Annotated in this window: 12 protein-coding genes; 10 read left to right on the top strand and 2 right to left on the bottom strand. The window is 66.2% G+C overall.

Annotated features, from left to right (window positions below; translation table 11 throughout):
* Positions 1 to 114: 114 nt before the first annotated feature.
* Positions 115 to 1,587, bottom strand: a complete 1,473-nt coding sequence (locus CU254_RS26255; protein WP_199785988.1) for a Fis family transcriptional regulator — start codon at positions 1,585 to 1,587, stop codon at positions 115 to 117.
* Between the two features lie 167 nt (positions 1,588 to 1,754).
* On the opposite strand from CU254_RS26255, the gene CU254_RS26250 reads away from it, so the two are divergent.
* The 7 genes from CU254_RS26250 (at position 1,755) to CU254_RS43250 (ending at position 13,190) form a co-directional block, all read left to right on the top strand.
* Positions 1,755 to 3,620, top strand: a complete 1,866-nt coding sequence (locus CU254_RS26250; RefSeq protein ID WP_199785987.1) for a hypothetical protein — start codon at positions 1,755 to 1,757, stop codon at positions 3,618 to 3,620.
* A gap of 14 nt (positions 3,621 to 3,634) precedes the next feature.
* A complete protein-coding gene (locus CU254_RS26245) occupies positions 3,635 to 5,260 on the top strand; it encodes a class I SAM-dependent DNA methyltransferase (RefSeq protein ID WP_009080908.1) in 1,626 nt (541 codons plus the stop codon).
* Positions 5,232 to 6,479, top strand: a complete 1,248-nt coding sequence (locus CU254_RS26240; RefSeq protein WP_158688096.1) for a restriction endonuclease subunit S — start codon at positions 5,232 to 5,234, stop codon at positions 6,477 to 6,479. Before CU254_RS26245 ends, CU254_RS26240 begins: the two co-directional genes overlap by 29 nt.
* Positions 6,479 to 9,688 carry a type I restriction endonuclease subunit R gene (locus CU254_RS26235; RefSeq protein WP_009080906.1) on the top strand — a complete coding sequence of 1,070 codons (3,210 nt, stop codon included), beginning with the start codon at positions 6,479 to 6,481 and terminating at the stop codon, positions 9,686 to 9,688. The genes CU254_RS26240 and CU254_RS26235 overlap by 1 nt, the downstream gene beginning before the upstream one ends.
* 186 nt (positions 9,689 to 9,874) lie before the next feature.
* Positions 9,875 to 11,659, top strand: coding sequence for an AAA family ATPase (locus tag CU254_RS26230; protein WP_100266884.1), 1,785 nt, complete (start codon positions 9,875 to 9,877; stop codon positions 11,657 to 11,659).
* Positions 11,656 to 13,005 carry a hypothetical protein gene (locus CU254_RS26225; protein ID WP_009080903.1) on the top strand — a complete coding sequence of 450 codons (1,350 nt, stop codon included), beginning with the start codon at positions 11,656 to 11,658 and terminating at the stop codon, positions 13,003 to 13,005. Before CU254_RS26230 ends, CU254_RS26225 begins: the two co-directional genes overlap by 4 nt.
* A gap of 32 nt (positions 13,006 to 13,037) precedes the next feature.
* On the top strand, positions 13,038 to 13,190 hold the full coding sequence (locus tag CU254_RS43250) for a hypothetical protein (protein ID WP_158688095.1): 153 nt from the start codon (positions 13,038 to 13,040) through the stop codon (positions 13,188 to 13,190).
* A gap of 332 nt (positions 13,191 to 13,522) precedes the next feature.
* On the opposite strand, the gene CU254_RS26220 is transcribed toward CU254_RS43250, so the two are convergent.
* A complete protein-coding gene (locus tag CU254_RS26220; protein ID WP_009080902.1) occupies positions 13,523 to 13,879 on the bottom strand; it encodes an alpha/beta fold hydrolase in 357 nt (118 codons plus the stop codon).
* A 593-nt stretch (positions 13,880 to 14,472) separates the two neighbouring features.
* Between CU254_RS26220 and CU254_RS26215 the strand changes: the two genes are divergently transcribed.
* The 3 genes from CU254_RS26215 (at position 14,473) to CU254_RS44820 (ending at position 16,759) form a co-directional block, all read left to right on the top strand.
* Positions 14,473 to 14,844, top strand: a complete 372-nt coding sequence (locus CU254_RS26215; RefSeq protein WP_009080900.1) for a hypothetical protein — start codon at positions 14,473 to 14,475, stop codon at positions 14,842 to 14,844.
* Positions 14,845 to 14,919: 75 nt separating this feature from the next.
* The gene (locus CU254_RS26210; RefSeq protein ID WP_009080899.1) at positions 14,920 to 15,474 is read left to right on the top strand and encodes a DUF3558 family protein; all 555 of its coding nucleotides are present in this window, start codon (positions 14,920 to 14,922) and stop codon (positions 15,472 to 15,474) included.
* Between the two features lies 1 nt (position 15,475).
* Entirely contained in the window at positions 15,476 to 16,759 is a 1,284-nt protein-coding gene (locus CU254_RS44820) for a hypothetical protein (protein ID WP_009080898.1), read from the top strand.
* The last annotated feature ends 3 nt before the right edge of the window (positions 16,760 to 16,762 follow it).

Raw genomic sequence — 16,762 nt, 5'->3', positions numbered from 1 at the left:
AGCCAGAGAATCATCGTCGCTGCACCGAAGAAGTACCCGGATGATCTGCGGGAACGTGCTGTGTAGCGACTGAGCTGGGCGGCCGAAGCTTCGGCCGCCCAGCTGCGCGGTGTTTCATGCGGCGCCGTGCTGGCCTGTCGAATCCGCGCTCGGCGCTGCGCCGGCATTCGCTCCGTCCAGGGCGATCAGTGCTTCGTCGAGCAGGCGCTGGATGGCTGCGTTCAGGCTCGCGCATTCGCTGTCGATCTTCGTTGCGGACTTCTGAATGGTGGCGGAGAGTTTCTTGACGGAGTCGATCTTCGCGAGGTGGGTCAGCGCTTCGGTGATCTTGTCCTCGGCGGTGGAGATCTCTTGGACTCCCTTGCGTCCGGACGTCGCGATGGCTGTCGTCCGCAGGAGCATGATGACGGTGCGCAGCAGGTCAGGGTCGTCGATGGCCGGGTCGAACGCGAGGATGACCCGCTGGGAGCCGAGGACCCGGATGGTCTGACCGCTGTTCTGGTCGGCGGTGCGGACTAGTCCGAGCGACGCTGCTGCGTCCCGGTTGCGTTCGGCGTCTTCCAGGTAGGCGGTCCATCCGGCTCGTGAAGAGTCGGTCATCTCGATGACGACACGCACGGTGCCGTCGTTGAGGCTGAGCACGCCGTCGCCCTTTTTGCAGCGGGGCAGGTTGCCGGGGATCGAGCTGGTGTCGCTGTAGTCGTCGCCGAGGCCCGAGGCGATCGTGGCCAGAACGGCATGCAGCTGGTTGGCGTAGGAGTCGCCTTTGATCGGCGTGACCTTCGCCAGGCTGGTCCTTGCTTCCTGGACGCGCAGTGCCGTGGATACTTCGTCGATCTTGCCGGCGAGCTCGGTGTGCTGCTTGCTCAGTTGCTGCGCGAGCTGCGCCTGGCGGGCGGCAAGTTCGGCGGCGTGTTTGGCCATCGGCGAAGTCGGGTCGGATGCGTCGAATTGCTGCGCGGCGGTGGTGAGGAGTTCCGTCGTGCCGGCGGTCAGCTTGGCACCGAGGTCGGTGCCGAACTTGTCCAGCAGGGGACGCAGCCGTTCGAGGAGTTCCGGGTTGTCGCCGGCGAAGATGCGGCGCACCTCGTCGTGCAGGTCCTTCTTCGCCGCTGACACGGCGGTGGTGAACTCGGTGCGGCTCTGTACGTCGGCTTCGGTGATCGCGGTCTTGGCGTCGCGGGCCGCCTTCGTGACGACGTCGGATGCTTCGCGCACTGCCCGCTGGGTCAGCTCGGCTGCGCGTGCGGTGGAGTCTGCGGTCTTGTCGCCGACGTCCTTGAGGAGCCGTTCGATGGCTTGGGCCTCCTGAGCTTGCCCCGTGACGCTGAGGGCATGGGCGCCGATCCGGATGGCCTCGGTGACGTAGTTGGTCAGGTCGGCGGCGGCGAGTTGGTCGAGGTCCTCGACAAGTGGGCCGCGCTCACCGGTGATCCACCGTTGGGCTTCCCGGGTGACGTCGCGGTCGCTGATGCTCAGCTGTTCGATGATCACGGCGGCTGCTTCGTGGTCGAAGTGCGCCGGCCGTGAGATGGGGTGCGTCATTTCAGCTCCTGGGCTCAGGCTGCCGCTGACCCGGCAGCTCATGGACCCCAGCATCCGAGCGTCGAATCGAATCTCCGATTCTAAATACTGATAACCCCACTTATCAGAACTTGGGGTTCTCGGATTTGCCGCCCGGTGCGTAGTCTTGGAGGCACTCCGGACGGACCGGACGGACCGAGGGGAGGTGGACTGCGATGGGTGCGGGACCGGTGCTGACGCTGAAGGACGTTGCTGATCTTGCTCGTGTTCGTCGGCCGGTGGTGAGCATGTGGCGCCGCCGGCCCAGGGCGCGGGGCGTGCACCTTCCGTTTCCCGACCCGGTCGAGGTCGTGGGCGGGGTGGAGCGGTTCAGCCGCGATGAGATCGTCGTGTGGCTCGAGCGCACTGGGCGCGGTAACAACCCGGAGGCAGGCCTCGATGCACCAGCATTGAGCGTGCCGGAGGCAGTGTCGCTGGAGGAACTCGTCGTGTGGCTCTGTCTGGCGTCCTTGACCGGCGAGGAGCTGGCCGCGGCGACGACCGAGCAGCGCGCCGACAAGGCACGCGAGGTCGACCCCGGCGACCGGATGCTGCTCCGCGAAATCGTCTCAGCCCGGGCGGTGCCGGCCACGCTGCGGTTTGTCGACGGGCTCCTCGATGCCTCGTACGGCCCCGGGGAAGCCCTCGATCGCCTGCACCGGAGCCGGGCAGGACGGGGCAGCCGCGACCTGACCTCGGACGCGGTGGACCTCGTCCGCACCATCGCCCAGGCATGCGCCCTCCATCTCGATCCCGAAGGTGTGCCGCTGGTCCACGCCGGCAGAGCGACCAGCGCAACCCTTGCCCTCGCCCCGAGCTTCACCCAGCTCATCGTGCCGGGCGATACCCCGGACGTGCGGGGTATGCGGCGTCGCGCAGCAATCCGCGGCATCGAGACGGTCGAGCGCGCGGCGACGCCGCGCGTGCGCTTCCTCTCGGCTGTCGGCGAGACCGTGGACTCCGCCCTCGAGCTGGTCGACGAGGTGGTGCTCGACCTCGACGAGGCGGAGCTCGCCGTCATCGTCGGGCCGGCCGCAGCCCTGTGCGACGAGCTGCACGGCACCCAGGAGCAGCGCCGAGCCCAGACTCTCCGCGCTGAGGGGCTGGCCGTTGCGCTGCGCCTGCCGCGGGGCATGTGGCGCGAAGCGCATCGGCAGGCGCTCGGATTGTGGGTCTGTGCGCCGGGCGGGTTCACCCAGCGGCCGCTGGTCGCCGATCTGGCGGCGTTCGACAGCGCCGAACGCGACCTGGAGGACCTCGCCTCGGACGTGACAGCGGCTCTGGCCAGGGTCCGCGGCCGCGCGTTCCGGTACCTCCGCCCGCACGACCTGCCCGCGATCCTCAGCTCCCGCGCAACCGTCGTACCCGCCGGTGCACGGGCGACCCGCCTTGCCACAGCGGACACGGGACGACACACAGCTGCCATTAACACTGCGACCTTGGTTACGAGCGAAGCGATTCGTCCGTTCGACGTCCTGGCAGAACCCGCCGCCGGCACGACGCTGCTGCGCCGCCGGTCTCTCGGCGAACTGACCGACCAGGGCCACGTCCGGGTCCTTCGCGGCAGCCGGATACACAGCGACCACGCCGACCCCGCCGGGTCAGTGCCAGTTTTGTCCGCGACCGCTCCGCACGGTCTGTTGCGGCTCGACCCGTTCGATGCGACGCAGCTGTACCCACGTGCCGCACGCACCAATCCCGGGGATGTCGTGTTCACCGACCGACCGCACCCGGTCGCCGCCGTCGACGACACCGGCGGAGCGCTGGTGGCCGCCCCGTCGAAGATCCTCCGGATCAGCCCGAAAGCTGGCATCGGCCCTCGAGCGGTGGCCGCGATCATCAACCGGCTTCCGCGCGTGCCCTCGGAGTGGAAGACCTGGAGCGTGCCGATCCTCGACACCGCTGAAGTGGATCGACTCGAAGCGGTCCTCGCGGCTGTGGCCGAGCACGAAGCGACGCTTCGACACCACTTGGAAGAAACACGGAATCTCGTCACTGCCATGATCGACGGAGTCGCCGCAGGCGCGGTGACTCTCGCGACGCGGACAACGAAATAGGAAGGACAGGCAGCATGCCTCCCCGCAAGAAGAAGGAACCGTCGGCACCGTCGACGATGAAGGAGCTGAAGGACACGCTCTGGAAGGCCGCCGACCGGCTCCGCGGCTCGCTGTCCGCGAACCAGTACAAGGACGTCATCCTCGGCTTGGTATTCCTCAAGTACGTCTCGGACGCCTACGACGAACGCCGCGAAGCCATCCGCGCCGACCTGACGGCCGAAGGCTACGACGCCGAGCAGATCGCCGACCTGATCGACGACCCCGAGGAATACCAGGGCTACGGCGTCTTCGTCGTGCCGCCCACCGCCCAATGGGACTACCTCGCGCAGTACGCCAAGGGCAAGCCGGCCGAAGGCACCGAACCGGCCAAGAACATCGGTCAGCTGATCGACGAGGCAATGGACCTCGTCATGAAGACCAACCCGGCACTGCAGGGCACGCTGCCGCGCCTCTACAACAAGGACAACATCGACCAGCGCCGCCTCGGGGAACTGATCGACCTCTTCAACAGCGCCCGGTTCAGCCGCCAGGGCGAACACCGCGCACGCGACCTCATGGGCGAGGTCTACGAGTACTTCCTCGGCAACTTCGCCCGATCAGAAGGAAAGCGGGGCGGCGAGTTCTTCACCCCGCCCAGCGTCGTCCGAGTGATCGTCGAGGTGCTGGAACCCTCGAGCGGCCGCGTGTACGACCCGTGCTGCGGCTCCGGCGGCATGTTCGTGCAGACCGAGAAGTTCATCTACGAACACAACGGCGACCCTAAGGACGTCTCGATCTTCGGGCAGGAAAGCCTGGAAGAGACCTGGCGGATGGCGAAGATGAACCTCGCCATCCACGGCATCGAGAACAAGGGCCTCGGAGCCCGGTGGGGCGACACCTTCGCCCGCGACCAGCACGCGGACCTCCAGATGGACTACGTGATGGCCAACCCGCCGTTCAACATCAAGTACTGGTCACGTAACACCGAAGACCCACGCTGGAAATTCGGTGTACCTCCGGCTACCAATGCTAACTACGCCTGGATTCAACACATCCTGTACAAACTTGCTCCCGGCGGCAGTGCCGGCGTGGTGATGGCTAACGGCTCGATGTCGTCCAACTCCAACGGCGAAGGTGCCATCCGAGCCCAGATCGTCGAAGCCGACCTCGTCTCCTGCATGGTTGCGCTGCCGACACAACTCTTCCGTAGTACTGGCATCCCGGTCTGCGTGTGGTTCTTCGCCAAGGACAAGCGCGCCGGTAAGCACGGCGCGGTCGATCGATCTGGTCAGGTGCTGTTCATTGACGCCCGCGAACTCGGCTACATGGTCGACCGCGCCGAGCGCACGCTGTCGAACGAGGATATCGCCAAGATCGCCGACACCTACCACGCCTGGCGCGGAACCCGCTCCGCTGCCCAGAAGCGCCTGACCTACGCGGATGTTTCCGGCTTCTGCAAGTCGATGGGCCTGCCCGACATCAAGGCCGTCGACTACGCCCTCGACCCTGGCCGTTATGTCGGCGCTGCCGAAGTCGAAGACGACGGTGAACCCATCGACGACAAGATCCAGCGCCTCGCCAACGAATTGATTGCTGCCTTCGACGCGTCGGCCCAACTGGAGAAGGTTGTCCGTGAGCAATTGGAGCGGCTCGATGTCTGACTGGTCTACTGCGCCCCTGCCAGAGGTACTCGAGTTTCGGGAAGGCCCGGGGATCATGGCTGCTGACTTTCGCGACGGCGGAGTGCCACTGATTCGTCTGGCAGGACTCAAACTGGGGGCCAACCTGCTGAACGGGTGCAACTACCTCGATCCCGCGAAGGTCGAGCAGAAGTGGAAGCAGTTCCGGCTTCGAAAAGGTGATGTGCTTCTCAGCACCTCGGCTTCCCTTGGGGAGGTTGCAACGGTTGTTGACGAGGGTGTGGGAGCTGTGCCATACACCGGAATTATCTGTTTTAGGCCTCGAGACTGTCGAGTGGATCCGAGGTTCATTCAGCACATGCTGCGGACGCCTTCGTTTAAGAACCAGATCGAAGCCATGGGTGTCGGATCCGTGATGAAACACTTCGGGCCTTCGCATCTGCGGAGCATGACCGTCTCGTATCCCGGTGTTCGAACGCAGCGTGCGATCGCGGATGTATTGGGCGCACTTGATGACAAGATTGCCGCGAATAACCGTTTATCGGCTACTGCGCGGAGCCTCGCTGATGCAATATTCATGAAAAGTCTAAGGCAGGGTTTCGGAACGCCGATGACTTTGGGTGAACTCGCAAGTCGTGGCGTCCTGACGCTAGGTGATGGCTATCGGACGAAGCGAGCGGAGCACGGCTGGCCAGGATACCGAATTCTGAGGGCAGGGGATGTTCGGGACGGACGCATCGCTCCTGAGGGTGACGACTTTGTGTCGAAATCGTATGCTGGACAGATTGGTTCGAAACTGTCGCAGCCAGGCGACATTATCTTAACAACAAAGGGGTCGGTGGGTCGTGTGGCGGTTGTGCCGCCTGACCTCGAAGTGGTCGTCTACAGTCCGCAGATTTGCTACTTCCGCGTCCTTGACAAGGAGATGATCGATAGCAGCTACCTCGCTTCTTGGTTTAGAAGCTCAGACCTTCAGGCTCAAGCGTCACAACTAATGTTCAAGAGTGACATGGCACCTTACATCAACCTTCGTGACATTCGTACTTTAGTTGTTCCGGTGCCCGGCAAGATTGAACAGTGTAAACAAGTAGAGGTGCAGCGCGGTCTCCTCGATGTTGTCCACGCCGCTCACTCCGAAAACAAGCGGCTCGGACGTACGCGGGACGAGCTTCTGCCCCTCCTGATGTCAGGCAAGGCGCGCGTGCGCGAAGCCGAGAAGGTCGTGGAGGGGGTTGTGTGATGGCGGAGCAGCTGGGGTTCAGTGAGGCGGAGTGGGAGAGCGTCGCGTTGGAGACGCTCGCCGAGCAGGAGTGGCAGCCGCTCCCAGGGATCGCCGTCGTGCAAGGCGCTGAAAACGGTCGGGCCTCGTGGGACGACGTTGTGCTTCCTGGACGGATGCTGGCCAAGATGCGGGAGCTCAACCCCCAAGTGCCAGCGGAGTACCTGGAGCAGGCGCTCGCGGAGATCATTCAACCGACCTCACAGGACGCGATCGCGGAGAACTACCGGCTGCACCAGATTTGCACCCAGGGCTACCGCGGGATCAGCTACATCGACGCCGACGGCGTGGAACAGAACCCGACGATCAGACTGGTCAGCCACCAGGTCGGCGACAACGAGCTGCTCGCGGTCAACCAGGTCACCGTCCGTACGGCGGAGGTCGAGCGCCGCTTCGATGTCGTGCTCTATCTCAATGGCATGCCGGTCGCGATCTTCGAGCTGAAGCAAGCGGGCGCGGCCAAGGCCGATCTGGACGCCGCGCATGCCCAGTTGGCGACCTACTTGCGTGAGTTCCCGATGGCGTTCCGGTTCGCTGTGGTGACCGTGATCAGCGACGGGATCACCGCCCGCTACGGCACGCCGTTCACGCCGCTGAACCACTACTCGCCGTGGAACGTCGATGACGACGGCAAGCCGGTGCAGCTCGGCGAACCGCTCGACGACGTCCACCTCGGCACCGAGCTGGAGTTCCTGATCGAAGGCGTGTTCAATCCGGAGCGGTTCCTCCAGCTGCAACGGAACTTCACCGCCTTCGACGGCGGAGCCGACGGTTACGCGAAGCGGATCGCCAAGCCGCATCAGTACTTCGCGGTCACCAAGGCGGTCGGGTCGACGGTCGCGGCTGTGGAGAGCAACGGCAAGGCCGGCGTCGTGTGGCACACCCAGGGGTCGGGCAAGTCGATGGAGATGGAGCTGTACGCCCACCTCGTGGCTACGCAGCCCAAACTGAAGAACCCGACCATCATCGTGGTGACCGACCGCAAGGAACTCGACGGGCAGCTGTACGAATCGTTCAACCGGTCCCGTCTGTTGAACGAATCTCCGATCAAGGTTACGACGCGTGCGCAGCTGCGCGACGAGCTGGCCAACCGCGCCACGGGCGGCATCTACTTCACAACATTGCAGAAGTTCGGGCTCAGCAAAGCCGAGAAGGACGCCGGACTGGAGCACCCGCTGCTTTCGGACCGTCGCAACATCATCGTGATCGCTGATGAGGCCCACCGGAGCCACTACGACGACCTCGACGGCTACGCCCGCCATCTCAAGGACGCTCTGCCCAACGCTGCACTGATCGCGTTCACCGGAACGCCGATCTCCTTTGAGGACCGCAACACCCGGGAAGTGTTCGGCCGCTACATCGATATCTACGACCTGACCCGCGCCGTCGACGACGGTGCCACCGTTCCGGTCTACTTCGAGCCCAGGCTCGTCAAGGTCAAGCTGATCGATGACGTCACCGAGGACGACCTGGACAAGGCCGCGGACGAGGCGACGCTCGGGCTCGACGAGGTCGAGCGCGCGAAGATCGAGAAGTCCGTTGCGGTGATCAACGCCGTGTACGGCGCCCCAGCGCGTCTGGAGGCGTTAGCAGCAGACATCGTCGCGCATTGGGAGACGCGGTCGGAGGAGATGTGCAAGTTCATTGGTTCTCCCGGCAAGGCGTTCATCGTCGGGGCGACGCGTGAAATCTGCGCCAACTTGTACGACGAGATCGTCAAGCTCAAGCCCGAGTGGCATCATGACGCGGTCGACAAGGGCGTGATCAAGGTCGTCTACTCCGGTACCGCCCAGGACGTCGTGCCGGTGGCGCGGCACGTCCGCCGTGACAGGCAGAACAAGGTCATCCAGAAGCGGCTCCGTGATGCCGAGGACGAGCTTCAGGTCGTCCTGGTCAAAGACATGATGCTGACCGGCTTCGACGCGCCTCCGCTGCACACCCTCTATCTTGACCGTCCGCTCAAAGGCGCCTTGTTGATGCAGACATTGGCGCGGGTGAACCGCACGTTCCGCGGCAAGCCGGACGGATTGCTCGTCGCCTACGCGCCCTTGGCGGACAACCTGAACAAGGCGCTCGCCGAATACACCGACACCGACCGAGCCCAGAAGCCGGTCGGCAAGAACATCGACGAAGCTGTCGCGCTCACCACCACGCTCATCGCATCGCTGGATCAGCTGTGCGCCGGCTACCCGTGGCGGAGCAAGCTCGACGGCGGGCCGAAGAGCTGGGTCAGGGCGGCCTACGGCCTCACGAACTACCTCCGTTCCCCGGGCACTCCGGGCAACCGGCCTCCGGAGGGCGAGGAGCCGCTCGGCGACCGGTTCCGCAAGCTGGCCAACCAGCTGGCCCGGGCGTGGGCGTTGTGCGCCGGCAACCAGACCCTCGATCACCTTCGCGTCACCGCGAAGTTCTACGAAGAAGTCCGTGTCTGGATGGGCAAGTTCGATGCCTCGGAACGGCAGGCCGAGGGCAAGCCAGTGCCGGAAGAGATCGAAAGGATGCTCTCCACACTGGTGGCGACCTCCACGGCGTCCGGCGAGATCGTCGACATCTACGAAGCCGCCGGCCTGCCCAAACCGTCGTTGTCCGACCTGGGACCGGAATTCCAGCTCAAGGCCCAGTCAGCGACGAACCCGCACCTGGCGATCGAGGCGTTGCGCGCGCTGCTCGTCGAAGAATCGGATCACGTCACCCAGCACAACCTCGTCCGCCAGCGGGCGTTCTCCGAACGCATCGCCGAGCTGATGCGCAAGTACACCAACCAGCAGCTCACTTCGGCAGAAGTCATCGCCGAGCTGATCGAGCTGGCCAAGGAAGTCGCCGAGGAGGGCAACCGCGGGCAGTTCTTCACTCCGCCGCTGTCCCACGATGAGCTCGCGTTCTACGACGCCGTCAGCACCAACGAGTCGGCCGTCGAGATTCAGGGCGACGACGTGCTCGCCCAGATCGCACGCGAGTTGGTGGCAGTCATGCAACGCGACGTCAAGACCGACTGGACTGTCCGAGACGACGTGCGCGCCAAACTCCGATCGTCCATCAAACGTCTGCTCGTGAAGTACAAGTACCCGCCTGACAAGCAGCCTGAAGCTATCCGGCTTGTCATCGAGCAGATGGAAGCGATGGCACCCCGATACGCGGCTGACGGTGGATCAGGCACCGCATCCAGGTAGTGACGCTGAAGACCGCGCAGCGGTTCGCGCCGCGTAAGGCGAAGGCCCGAAGCGCTGATATCTCACTATGTGCATCGAGTCGCCGGCACGACGGTGGCGATTCTCGTACCGTAACCGGCGGCAACGCCCCAGCACGGATTGGACGTCGACCCAGTGGCACGATTCTCTGAACAGTCTCGAGAGCTGGTGGACGAAACAGCCCGGCTGTGGGTTCAGCACAGCCTGCTCGGGGACAGGTCGCTGACGGATCCGTCGCGTGACGGGGTCTGGACGGTCGATGTCCTTCGCGACCTCGACCGTCGGTTCAACGGCAATCCGCTTGTCAGCGGGGAGGGAGACGGCACTTTCGCCGGCAAGTGGGCGATTCAGCTTGAGCACGCTGGTCCGGAGTTGGTGCTGCTGGCCGCTGAAGTTCTGCTGGTGCACTTCCTGTTCGTCGGCTCGGTGACATACCGGGGCAAGCTCGATGTCATCAATGCGACGGTGGCCGGCACGGAGGTCACGTTGGATCCGGAGTCGGTGCCGATGCAGGCGATGAGGCAAGGCATCGGCCATCCTGGTGTCGGCTTCAACACGAGGCGGGACTTGCAGGTCGGCTATTTGATCGATTTCTGTCTGCGTCTCAAAGAGCTGGGCCGGGATGAGCGTGCTGTCCTGCTTGATGATGCCTGGGCGCTGCGCGACTTCGCTGACAAGACGGACAAGCCACTGCGGGAGATGCGGCACATTGTGCTTCACCTGTTGCATCCGGAGACTTTTGAGCGCATCTCCTCGGGCCGGCACAAGCGCGAGATCGCGACCGCGTTCGGCGACTTGGCCGAGACTTCGGGGCTCGACGTCGACGAGCAGCTGTTCGCGATCCGGGACAAGCTGGCGACGCTGATGCCGGAGGGCAACGCATCGGGGCAGGCGATCGACTTCTACCACCCGCCGTTGCGCGTCGCGTGGGAGAGCGCCGGGGACTCAGGGGAGGCAACGGGGGATCTGGAGGCCTTGGAGTGGAAGAAGCAGATCGTCCTTTACGGACCGCCGGGCACCAGCAAAACCTACCAGGCGCGGGGCCTCGCGGAGACGATCATCCGCCGTGCCGCGCTGCACCGTTGGGGCTTCAAGAACTTCATCGAACGCGCTGAGCTGGTCGAGGCCGCTGTGGCGGCGAACGTCTTCTGGGTGCAGCTGCATCCGGGATTCGGTTATCCGGAGTTCGTTCGCGGGTTGCGCCTCGACGGCGACCGTACCCGCTACCACCCGGGCCTCCTGCCTTCGGTCGTCGACCGCTACCACGGCCAGGCATTCCCCGACGGGCTCGCGGCGTTGCCGGTGGTCCTGGTGCTGGACGAGATCAACCGGACCGACCTGAGCGCGATGTTCGGCGAGGCGTTCAGCCTGCTGGAGGCCGGGCAGCGCGGTCGTGAGGTGACTCTGCCCGGCAGCAACCCGGACGAGCAGCCTGCCACGCTTGCGCTGCCCGAGGACCTCTACCTGATCGGCACGATGAACGAGATCGACCAGTCGGTGGAGACGTTGGACTTCGCGTTGCGCCGCAGGTTCTTGTGGCGGGAGTGTCCGTTCGAGCGCGAGACGCTTCTGGAGATCATCCAGGATCGCTGGGCCGGCGCTGTCCGCGGCGTCCCGTACGACTACGCGGCTGAACAGCTCGCACGTTTTGCCGATCACGCCGAACGGCTCAACATTGCGATCTCCGAATCGGCGGTGCTCGGCCGTGCGTACCACGTCGGACACACCTACTTCGCGGACATCGTCTTCTTCCTCGGCATCTGGCTGAGCACGCGCAAGAGCCGCCCCGCCAACGGCGGATACCTCTGGCGCCAGCCCCGCGACCAGCCGCAGCCGCCGCTGCTCGATCTGTGGAGCCGCTCGCTCAAACCGCTGCTGGAGCAGTACCTCGCGGGCGTCGACGACCGTGACGAACAGATGGACCGGTTCCGTCGCGTCTTCCTCGGGCAATGACCGACCGCATCGTCTTCGCGGATCTGGCCGGCCCGGTCGAGCGCGACCGGGTCTTCACCGCGGAGGAAGACCAATGGCTTGTCGCGCTCGCTGTCGAAACCCGGCCGGAACAGTTCACGCTGAACCTGGCACCCTCGTGCGCGTCGGCGGATCCGCAGCCTATCCTCGAGCGGCGACTCGACGGTGGCTGGCGCGCCGGACGTTACGTGGGAGAGCTCCGCCGAGACGGCCGGATCCTGGAGATCCGGCCGCGGCTGGGCATCGACACCATCGCCAGCTGGGCCAGCGCGGCCCTCAACCTGCACACCGTTCCCCGGGCCGCGGAGGCCCGCGGCAATTCAGCCCTCATCGCCGAACTGACCGCGGCGCTGTGGCGAGCCGCGCTCACGGCAGCCGCTCGCCACGGACTGCCGAGCTTCCGGACCCGCCGGGGGCATGTCGGCTCCGCGGTGCGCGGAAGCCTCGACTCGCCGGGAACTTTCGCGCTCCGGGCGGCGCGCAGCCCTTTCGTGGCCTCCGTTGAACGAGCGAAGCTGCTCGGGAACCCGGTCAGTCAGGTCATTGTCGCAGCCGACCAGGTCCTCGACACCCTCCTGCACCACCGGCCGGGTTGGCGGGGCGACCGCGTCGAGGAAATCGTGCCGCGGCTGCGAGAGAGCGTGGGCGCACGCCCTCGGCTTCCGAGCCTGCGCGACCTCCGCAGCGTCCGCTACACCCCGATCACGTTGCCGTACAAGCGCGTCGCCGACCTGTCCTGGCAGATCGTGCAGCGCACCGCCCCGCAAGCGTCACCCACTGACGAACGCACGCATGGCCTGCTCATCGACGTCGCCGAACTGTGGGAGCTGTTCCTTCTCCGCTGCGCCCGCCGCGCCACCGCGCTGCCCGTCACGCACGGCACCCAGTATCACGTCCCCGCACCGCTGTTGCGATCAGCGCGTCATCCCACGGCAGTGCTGGGTCGCCTCTTCCCCGACATCCTCATCGGGCCCGCCGAGTCGCCGACCGCGATCGTCGACGCCAAATACAAACCCCTCAACGACCGTCGCGGAGTGGACCGGGAAGATCTCTACCAGCTCAACGCTTACCTCACCGCGCACAACGCAGAACTCGGCGCTCTGGTCTACCCGACCCTCGACCAGCACCCGTCACCGCTCATTCAACAGCGCAATCCCTGGCTCACCCACCAGAACCGACCCATGCACTTCACCCAAGTCCCGATCACCGAAGGTGCCTGCGTGAGAGCGCTGACGGAACTGCTCACAGACGGGCACGAAAACACACGCAACCGCGCACCGGGCCATGACTTGCCCAGCGGGGCGGCTGGAAGGACGCGCGGACCTTAACCGCGGCCGGCAGAACGGGGTCCTGCGCGTGCTTGGGACTGCGGCTCGACGGCACGAACCCTGCCGATGCCGCGGCGGCGCTGCGGTCGCTGGCGGACCAGGTCGCCGCGCCCGCCATCGTCGTGGAGGCAGCCTATCCGGCTTCAGCGGTCACCGTGGTAAAGCGCATCCTCGGTGCGGGATGACGGCGAAGCCGTGGCTGTGCAGTACGCTCGCCAGCTCGTCGGGTGCCGACATCATCGCCCAGCGCCCGGTATCGAGCCGTAGGAAGGTCCGGCCGGGCCGGCTCGCAAGCGTCTCGGCTTCGGGGGTCAGCGCGTCGGTCGGTTTCGCGCAGGCGACGGAGACGCCGGTCGCCCCCGTCCAGCGGGGTGGCGAGCACCGCAGGTTCGAACAGCGTCCGGCCGGGATGACCGGTCGCCTGCCTCACAAGCCACTTGGCCTGCTCGTCGGTCAGGCCCTGGCCATCGAGGTCGGTCAGTTCGATGGCTGGCCACCGCCCTCGGCACCGGCGATCTCATCGCGCACCTGCTGCCTGCCGCGCTCCGACCACGTGTCGGTCATGGCACGGCCGTCGTGGGGCAGGTTTCGCGTCGACGTACACGGCGAGGGAGATCCAGTCCGGTGCTTGGTCCGCGACCTGCCCGGTCACGATGCCTGCATAGCTGTGTCCGACGAGGATTACTTCGCGCAGGTCGTTCGCCGCCAGCAGGTCGTGCACGTCCGACACGTGGGTGGCGAGACCGACCTTGTCGTGCGGTACGTCGGCCAGCCCGGACAGGCTCACGGCGTGCACTTGGTGGCCGTACTCGGTCAGCAGGCGTGCCACGGGCTCCCAGGGCCCGCTAGCGCATTGCGTGCTGTTCCTCGGCATGGCTGAGCGTCCGGCCGACGGGCGGCGGGGCAGGCTAACTCGGCTGTGTCCGCGTTGTGCGGCGCGAGGAGATCGAGTGGTCGCCGTTGCGGTCCAGAAGGCCTGATTGCAGGGTCTGACGGCACGCTCGTGCGATCAACAGCGCGGCTCGCGGACAGCGTGCCGTGGGGAATCGGCCCGGAGGCCGGATGCCTGGGGTGCGATCAGGGCGGCTTTCGCATTCCGACGGCCTTCTGGGGGGCGGAAAGCGTGCTCGAAGCGGCGGAGCCGTTCGACCAGACGGGCCAGTTTGTCGGTGTCGTTGCGGTACGTCGCAGACTTTCACAGGTCAGAAACTGTGAAAGGGTCGTGCGCGAGAGTGGTGCGGGTTTCGCGATCCACGCCCGCGACGGGATCGCGTGCGATACTCTGGCGACGATGTGATGACGGGTTGTGAGGGGAGCGTCACATGGGGAGATCGGGCGACGGTTCGCCGCCTGATGCGGGGGGAAGGGGCGAACGCGGGATGGCCGGGTTGCGCCGCGTCGCGGTGTCACGCGTATCCGGGCGGCTCGTCGGCCTCGCGGGTCGCGAGGATTGCGGGTGTCGCTGAGATGGCGTCCGAGCTGATGCATTCTGCGGGGCCGGGCGGGTACCGGTTCGAGCCGGGGACTGTCGCGGCGTTGATCTCCCGGTGGGAAGACGTGCTCCACGGATTGCAGAGTGACCAGAAGGTCCAGGAAATGGCGTTGGCTTCCGCGCAGCCGCCCTCGCCTGACCCGCCTGCCGTTGAGCAGGCGCGACTTGTGCAGGCATCGTTGCAGCGCTGTATCGACCACAACGTGTCGATGCAGCGTCAGGCTTATGCGTACATCAACGCGCTGAAAAAAGCCACCGGAACCTATACGCAGCATGATGCCGAGGTCGCGGACGCTCTTGGCAAAGTGAATCCCGGCAACTCCGCTCCTGGCGGAATTTACCAATAGGATATCTGTGACTTTCTCTCGATTTCGTATTGTTCTGGCCGGTATCGCAGGCGTGGTGGCTGTCGCGGCCGGCGGGTGCTCCGAGCCGACCCAAGGGAGGGCAAACCCGACGCCTTCCGGCACCAGCCAAAGCGGTTCGCCCTCCTCTCCGGGGGGGGCGAGACTGCGGAGGCGCCGAAGGTTCCGGCTCCGGTGAACGTGGACAAATACCTTGCGGATCCGTGCAGCATGCTGACGTCGGCGCAGCTGTCCGCGCTGCAGTTGAGCCAGCCCAAGGCTGATTCGAAGTCCAGCGGCGTCGGTTGCGGGTGGCGGTTCAGCGACGGGTACACGGCCGTCAGCGCGACGTTTCTGACCACCGTGAAGAACGGCCTGACGAACGCCTATCGGCAGAAAGCGTCCGGCTACTACAAGGACGGCTACTTCGAGCCGACGGTGGTGAGCGGTTTTCCGGCCGTGCTGGCCAACACCGCGGATCGCCGCAGTCAAGGCCAGGCGACCATGCTGGTCGGCGTGTCGGACCAGACCGAGATGCTGGTGCTGATCCAGGGCACGCCGGGCAGCAATGCGACGACAGCGGCCACGAACGTGACCAAGGCTGTCCTGTCGACCATGCAGGGCGGGCAGTGACATGGCGGGGCAGTCGATGTCCGCGCAGCAGATCTACGACAACTTCGCCAACGCTGTCGGGCCGGGCGGACTGATGCAGGCGGCCGACTACGTCACCTCGTTCCAGTCCCAGTACGAGAGCCGGGCGGCGGACAGCCGGGCGCTTGCCGCGGCGATGGAGGAGGGCTGGACCGGCGACGCGGCGGGGGCCGCGTCACGAGGTGCGGGCCCGTTGGCGGCCGAGCACGCGCAGGCCGCGGAGTCGATGAGCATGGCGCACGCAGGCCTGACAACGCAGTCGTCCGCGTGGCACGACGTCAAAGCCAAGGTGCAGCCCGTGCCTCCGGTGCCGCAGGCCCCTCCGCCGATGACGGAGTTTCTCGGCGTGCAGAGCGTGATCGACGCCGACATCGAAAACCAGACCCGGCAGAGCAACAACGTCGCGGCGGCGAACGTGGCGGTGATGAAGTCCTGGTCCACGGCGTCGGACGAGACCGGCCGCGCCATGCCCACCAGTTACGGCCAGGCCGACGCGAACGCGATGAACGTCAGCAGCGCGCCGCCGCCGGCTCCGGTGGTGCACAGCTCAGCCGGACACAACGGTGGCTCGGCCGGTCCCCTGCAGCCCGGTCACAGCGCAGGCCCTGCCGGCTCGTACGGCGGTGCGAACGCCGCACCGTTCGCCGCCGGAGCGGCGGCGTCCGGGCGGTCCACGGCTCCCGGCGGCGTGGCACTGCCGCGGGCTGCGGGGCGTGGCGGGGATGAGTCGACGTCGTCGGCCGGCTACGTGACGCCAAGTGTGCAGACCGGGCTCGAGCAAGGCGGCACGTCACGCGACCCCGGTCTTTACCGCCGCGGCGTGCTGGACCCGAATCCTCCCGCGGGCGCGGGCAACGGCGGTTCCTGGAACTCCGATGCGCCCGCCGTCGGCGGCGGGCTGCCCGGCGGCGCAGGCGGGCGCGGTTCGTCCGGCAGCGGAGCTGGTCCTGGCGGCCGCGCCGGCGGAGAGAACGCGCCGGGAGGCGGCCGCGGCAGCGGGATCGGCGCTTCGGAGGAAGCGGCGGCGCGCAGCCGCACCGGCAGTGCGCCGGGGTCGTCGGGGCGGCCGGGCGGCGGAGCGGTCGGCGGGACGGGCACCGGCGCGGGCCGCAAGCGGGAGGACGACGAGGAGCACGAGCGCAAGTACGTGCTGTCCGACGACGAGGCGTTCCTGGCCGCGGACGACGGGCAGCAGCTGGTGGATCCGCAGACCGGGATGGCCGCGAGTCCGGCCGTGATCGGCGAGGCCCCCAAGAAACGGGTGTAGCGC

Origin of the sequence: Amycolatopsis sp. AA4, assembly GCF_002796545.1 — a bacterium.
In the GTDB taxonomy this organism is placed as follows: Bacteria; Actinomycetota; Actinomycetes; order Mycobacteriales; family Pseudonocardiaceae; genus Amycolatopsis.
Note: the sequence above shows the minus strand (reverse complement) of the source record. Positions and strands in the feature narration are given on the sequence as shown.

What these genes read in the sequence shown, in the direction of transcription:
- CU254_RS26245 (WP_009080908.1), top strand. Translation starts at nt 3,635, where the DNA reads ATGCCTCCCCGCAAGAAGAAGGAACCGTCGGCACCGTCGACGATGAAG.
- CU254_RS26235 (WP_009080906.1), top strand. Translation starts at nt 6,479, where the DNA reads ATGGCGGAGCAGCTGGGGTTCAGTGAGGCGGAGTGGGAGAGCGTCGCG.
- CU254_RS26220 (WP_009080902.1), bottom strand. Translation starts at nt 13,879, where the DNA reads ATGCCGAGGAACAGCACGCAATGCGCTAGCGGGCCCTGGGAGCCCGTG.
- CU254_RS44820 (WP_009080898.1), top strand. Translation starts at nt 15,476, where the DNA reads ATGGCGGGGCAGTCGATGTCCGCGCAGCAGATCTACGACAACTTCGCC.
- CU254_RS26225 (WP_009080903.1), top strand. Translation starts at nt 11,656, where the DNA reads ATGACCGACCGCATCGTCTTCGCGGATCTGGCCGGCCCGGTCGAGCGC.
- CU254_RS26215 (WP_009080900.1), top strand. Translation starts at nt 14,473, where the DNA reads ATGGCGTCCGAGCTGATGCATTCTGCGGGGCCGGGCGGGTACCGGTTC.
- CU254_RS26255 (WP_199785988.1), bottom strand. Translation starts at nt 1,587, where the DNA reads ATGAGCTGCCGGGTCAGCGGCAGCCTGAGCCCAGGAGCTGAAATGACG.